Annotated in this window: 5 protein-coding genes and 1 pseudogene; 2 read left to right on the top strand and 4 right to left on the bottom strand. The window is 73.0% G+C overall.

The features are described 5' to 3' along the window. Window positions 1–107: 107 nt before the first annotated feature. The 4 genes from Q6969_RS13255 to Q6969_RS13270 form a co-directional block, all read right to left on the bottom strand. On the bottom strand, window positions 108–512 hold the full coding sequence (locus tag Q6969_RS13255) for a hypothetical protein (protein ID WP_317230858.1): 405 nt from the start codon (window positions 510–512) through the stop codon (window positions 108–110). 190 nt (window positions 513–702) lie between these two features. Then, complete coding sequence (locus Q6969_RS13260) at window positions 703–1,170, bottom strand: small multi-drug export protein (RefSeq protein WP_104290989.1); 468 nt, start codon at window positions 1,168–1,170, stop codon at window positions 703–705. Beyond that, window positions 1,167–2,237 (bottom strand): ABC transporter permease, encoded by a 1,071-nt coding sequence (locus tag Q6969_RS13265; protein WP_317230861.1) that lies wholly within the window; start codon window positions 2,235–2,237, stop codon window positions 1,167–1,169. Before Q6969_RS13265 ends, Q6969_RS13260 begins: the two co-directional genes overlap by 4 nt. A gap of 53 nt (window positions 2,238–2,290) precedes the next feature. Further along, window positions 2,291–3,172 carry an ATP-binding cassette domain-containing protein gene (locus Q6969_RS13270; RefSeq protein ID WP_317230859.1) on the bottom strand — a complete coding sequence of 294 codons (882 nt, stop codon included), beginning with the start codon at window positions 3,170–3,172 and terminating at the stop codon, window positions 2,291–2,293. Window positions 3,173–3,381: 209 nt separating this feature from the next. Here Q6969_RS13270 and Q6969_RS13275 point away from each other — a divergent pair, with 209 nt between their 5' ends. Both Q6969_RS13275 and Q6969_RS13280 read left to right on the top strand, forming a co-directional pair. Then, complete coding sequence (locus Q6969_RS13275; RefSeq protein ID WP_317230860.1) at window positions 3,382–4,122, top strand: PDDEXK nuclease domain-containing protein; 741 nt, start codon at window positions 3,382–3,384, stop codon at window positions 4,120–4,122. Window positions 4,123–4,224: 102 nt separating this feature from the next. Further along, window positions 4,225–4,458, top strand: a pseudogene (locus Q6969_RS13280) (hypothetical protein); the annotation flags it as partial.

A 4,458-nucleotide genomic window follows, 5' to 3' on the forward strand; every position in this document is an offset into this window, starting at 1 on the left:
CGCGCGGGCGGGGGGCTGGGGGGCGCCGCGGTCGGAGGCGGCGGCGCCGGCGGCGAGGCCGCCCAGCGCGAGCGCCGCGGCGAGGGCGCCGGCGGCGAGGCGGCGGATCACGAGAGCCCCCACCACGCCGAGAGCGTCACGCTGAGGTTGACGGTGTGCCAGATCCCGAGCACGAGGCCGCTCGCGATGAGCAGGCGCAGCTGGGTCGTGTAGTCGGGCCGGGGCGCGAAGTTGCGGTCGTCGCGCAGCCGGCGCCGCTGGCCGACGACGTCGAGGCCGTAGGCGACGACGAGCAGGAGCGGGGTCGCGACGTAGCCCAGCAGCGGGATCCACCAGGCGCCCTCCTGCACGATCGGCAGGGCGACCGGGCCGAACGTCACGGGCACGCTCGCGAGCAGCGCCGCGCACACGGCGAGGACGAGGCTGACGGCGAGGAGCGCGTACCCGGCGATGAGCGGGACGGGGTCGGCCGTGCCCCGCCGGGGGCGGGTCGTCGACGGTCGAACGGCCATCGTCCTGCCTCTCGTCGTCGCCGCGGTCCTGTCGGGGGAACGCGCGACAGCGTTTCCAGTATGGGAGGAATCCGGGTCCGGGCCCAAACGGTCGCAGGACGCGGACCGGCCGCATCCGCGGGGGAGCGGATGCGGCCGGTCGACGGGGAGCGTCGGCGAGGGGTGCGCGGGAGCCGCGCGGAGCCGCGGGTCAGACCGCCGCGAGCCCCAGCGCCGCGAGGGCGCCGAACGCGACGCCCCACACGACGATCGCGATCGTCTCCCACAGGAGCACCGCGCGGGGGCGGGCGCCGAAGGAGACCATGGCGGCCGACGTGAAGTGCGTCGGCAGCAGGATCGGCCCGAGGAGGCTGACGCCCGGCACCCCGTAGCGGTCGAAGGTGCGCCGCACCTTCGCGCGGCGGGGCGTCTCCTCCTTCGCGCTGTCGCGGGTGAGGCGGGTGCGGGTCCGCGAGGCGACCAGCACGATGAGCGCGACCACGGCGGCGTTCCCGACCACGGCCGCGAGCACCGCGACCACGACGTGCTGGCCGCTGAGCACGCCCAGCACCGCCGCGAGCTCGACCTCGAGGAACGGGATCATCGCGGTCACCATGACCCCGAACCACCGGAGCACCTCGGGGAGGCCGGCCGTGAAGTCCTGCAGCGCCTCGATCATCCCTTCAGCGCCTCCTTCAGCTTCACGCGCGATCCGGTGCGGAGCAGCGAGTTGCTGTAGATGCGGGACCCGAGGGCGACCACCACGAGGGTCGTGGCGATGAGGACGACGAGCGACAGGATCGGCTCCCACCACTGCGCCTCGCCGAGGAACAGCCGCATCGGCATGCCCACGGGGGCGGAGAACGGCACGTACGACATGACCGTCATCACCACGGGGTTGTCGTTGAAGAAGATGACCGCGAAGTACGGGATCATCACGAGGTAGGTGACGGGGGCCGTGACGGCGCCCACGTCCTCCTGGCGGGACACGAGCGACGCGGCGGCCGCGAACAGCGACGCGAGCAGCACGAACCCGAACAGGAAGAACACGACGAACCACAGCACGGCCGGGCCGACGAGCGCGAGGAGCGCCGTCTGGTCGGTCACGAGGAGGCCGACGCCGGTCATCAGGGCGATGAGCGCGATCTGCGTGAACGCGAGGATGCTGTTGCCGAGCACCTTGCCCGCGAGCAGCGCCCGCACGGGGATGGTCGACATGAGCAGCTCCACCACGCGGGTCTGCTTCTCCTCCACGACGCTCTGGGCGATGATCTGCCCGAACGTGAGCGCCGAGATGAAGAACACGAGCCCGAACGCGATGGCCACCAGGTACGCGATGGCGGGGTTGGTGGTCGGCTCGTCGAGGAGCTCGACGCGCGGGGTCTCGGTGAGGGCGCTGACGACGCCGTCGGGGGCGGACTCGTCGCCGATCACGAGCACGCCCGCGTCGTCGGCGGCCTGGTCGTCGGGGACGACCGCGGCCTCCACGTCGCCGTCGCGCACCATGCTCCGCGCGTCCTCGACGCTGTCGGCGGGCACGCCCTCGAGCGACGGCGCGGCGGACACGGCCTGCTGGGCGGTGCCGACGACCGCGACGCGCGTCCGGTCCTCGTCCCCGCCGGCGTTCGCGACGAGGAAGCCGCTGACGACGATGGAGACGAGGATCCCGAGGAGCAGGATCGCGGTGCTGATGAGGAACGACTTGCTGCGCAGGCGCATGCGCACCTCGCGGCCCGTCACGAGCATCGTGGACTGGGCGAAGGACGGGACGGCGCTCCGGCCGGTCGTGCGTGCGGTGCTCACTGCACCACCTCCTGGAAGATCTCGCTGAGGGTCGGACGCCGGCGGGAGAAGCCCGTGACGGATCCGCGGGACACGGCCTCGGCGAGCACCCGCTGGCGGGCGTCCTCGTCGGCCTCGAAGAGCACGTAGCCGCCGTCGAACTCGACGACCTCGACGCCGGGCACGTCGCGCACCCAGCCGCCGTCGCCGTCGATGACGAGCTCCGTGAGGGGGCGGCTGTGCTGGTCGCGCAGCTCCTCGCGGTCGCCCGACGCGCGGATCCGGCCCTCGGCGATGACGACCACGTCGTCGCAGAGGCGCTCCACGATGTCGAGCTGGTGCGAGCTGAAGAGCACGGGCACGCCCTGCGCGGCCCGCTCGGTGAGGACCCCGAGGACCGTCTCGACGGCGATCGGGTCGAGGCCGGAGAACGGCTCGTCGAGCACCAGCACCTCGGGGTCGTGCACGAGGCTCGCCGCGATCTGCGCGCGCTGCTGGTTGCCGAGGGAGAGCGACTCGATCGCGTCGTCCCGGCGCTCGCCGAGGCTGAGCCGCTCGAGCAGGCGCTCGGTGCTGGCGGTCGCGTCGGCGGCGCTCATGCCGTGCAGGCGGCCGAGGTAGACGATCTGCTCCTGCAGCTTCATCTTCGGGTAGAGCCCGCGCTCCTCGGGCATGTAGCCGAAGGTGCGGCGGCTCGTGGTGCCGAGGTCGCGGCCGTTCAGCGACACGGTGCCGGAGTCGGCGGTCAGCACGCCGAGCATGATCCGCATGGTGGTGGTCTTGCCGGCGCCGTTGCCGCCGACGAAGCCGGTGAGCCTCCCCGGCTTCACGGTGAAGGACACGTCGTCGAGGACGCGGCGGTCCCCGAACGATCGTGTGACGTTGTGGACTTCGAGCACGGAGGGCCTCCTCGGTGGGCGTGGGTGATCCGTGCTGCTCACGCTAGGAGGGGAGGGGCGCCGGGCGAGTCCGCCGTCCGGGGGAACCCCGTGGGGGAGGGGCGGCGCGGCTCCTCGGGGCCGTCCTCCCCAGGACGACGGCGACGCCGCCGCGCGCGGTGGGCTCGCGGCGACACGGATCCGGCGGTCGAACGGGGCATCCTCCGGGCATGACGACGACCAGGCCTCTCCCCGACGACTACGGAGAGGTGCTCGCGGAGCTGTCGGCGCATGTGCGGAGGGCGCGAGGCCGGACGCAGCTCCGGGCCAACGTGGAGCTCGTCCAGCTCTACCACGCGATCGGCCGCACCCTGCTCGCGCGGCAGCGGACGGACGCCTGGGGATCGGGTGTCCTCGACCGCGTCGCGCAGGACCTCCGGGCGGAGTTCCCGAGCATGACGGGGCTCTCGCGCACGAACCTCAAGTACATGCGCGCTTTCGCTCGCGCCTGGCCGCACGGTGAGGCGGGGCCAGAAGGTCAACGCGCTGTTGACCTTCTGCCGGGGGGTCACATCACGGTCCTGCTCGGCAAGCTCCCGGACGGGGAGGCACGCGACCGGTACGCGGCCGTCGCCGTGGCACAGGGGTGGTCTCGGAACGTGCTCGTGAACCGGATCATGAGCCGGTCCCTCGAGCGCACGGGAGCACCTCCATGCAACTTCGACGCGCACCTGGCGCCCGAGGACTCCGATCTCGCACGTGAGCTCGGACGCGACCCCTATGTCTTCGACTTCCTGGAGGTCGGTGGGACGCTCAGCGAGCGTGCCATGGAGCAGGCTCTGATCGACCGCCTCGCGGACACCCTGCGTGAGCTCGGCTCGGGTTTCGCCTTCGTCGGCCGCCAGGTGCGCTTCACGGTCGACGACGCGGACGCGCTCGTCGACCTGCTGTTCTTCCACATCGCCTCCTAGCGGGTGATCCGGCACGCCCCTCCTGTGACGGGGGCTCCGGTGCGGGCGAATGGGGCGCGGACGCGCACGCCCCCGGAGGCATGGCGCTCATAGGGTCGGACCATGCGCATCCTCACTGTCGTCCAGGCCGTCGCCGACGGCACCGCCGCCGCGGGTCTCGTCCTGTTCGCGCTGCTCGCCACGGACCGGGGCAGCGCGCCGCTCGCGCTCGCCGGGCTCGCCCTCCTGGCGCTGTCGGCCGCCGTGCGCGTGTCCGCCCTCGTCGTCGCACGGCGCCGCCTGGCACGGGTCCCGCAGGGGCCGGGCGCCGGACGCGGCTGGGTCGTGGGGCTCTGG

This window comes from Clavibacter sp. MX14-G9D, assembly GCF_032917815.1.
GTDB lineage: Bacteria > Actinomycetota > Actinomycetes > Actinomycetales > Microbacteriaceae > Clavibacter > Clavibacter michiganensis_K.

Coding starts and splice junctions, on each gene's coding strand:
- Q6969_RS13255 (WP_317230858.1), bottom strand. CDS start 512: ATGGCCGTTCGACCGTCGACGACCCGCCCCCGGCGGGGCACGGCCGAC.
- Q6969_RS13260 (WP_104290989.1), bottom strand. CDS start 1,170: ATGATCGAGGCGCTGCAGGACTTCACGGCCGGCCTCCCCGAGGTGCTC.
- Q6969_RS13265 (WP_317230861.1), bottom strand. CDS start 2,237: ATGCTCGTGACGGGCCGCGAGGTGCGCATGCGCCTGCGCAGCAAGTCG.
- Q6969_RS13275 (WP_317230860.1), top strand. CDS start 3,382: ATGACGACGACCAGGCCTCTCCCCGACGACTACGGAGAGGTGCTCGCG.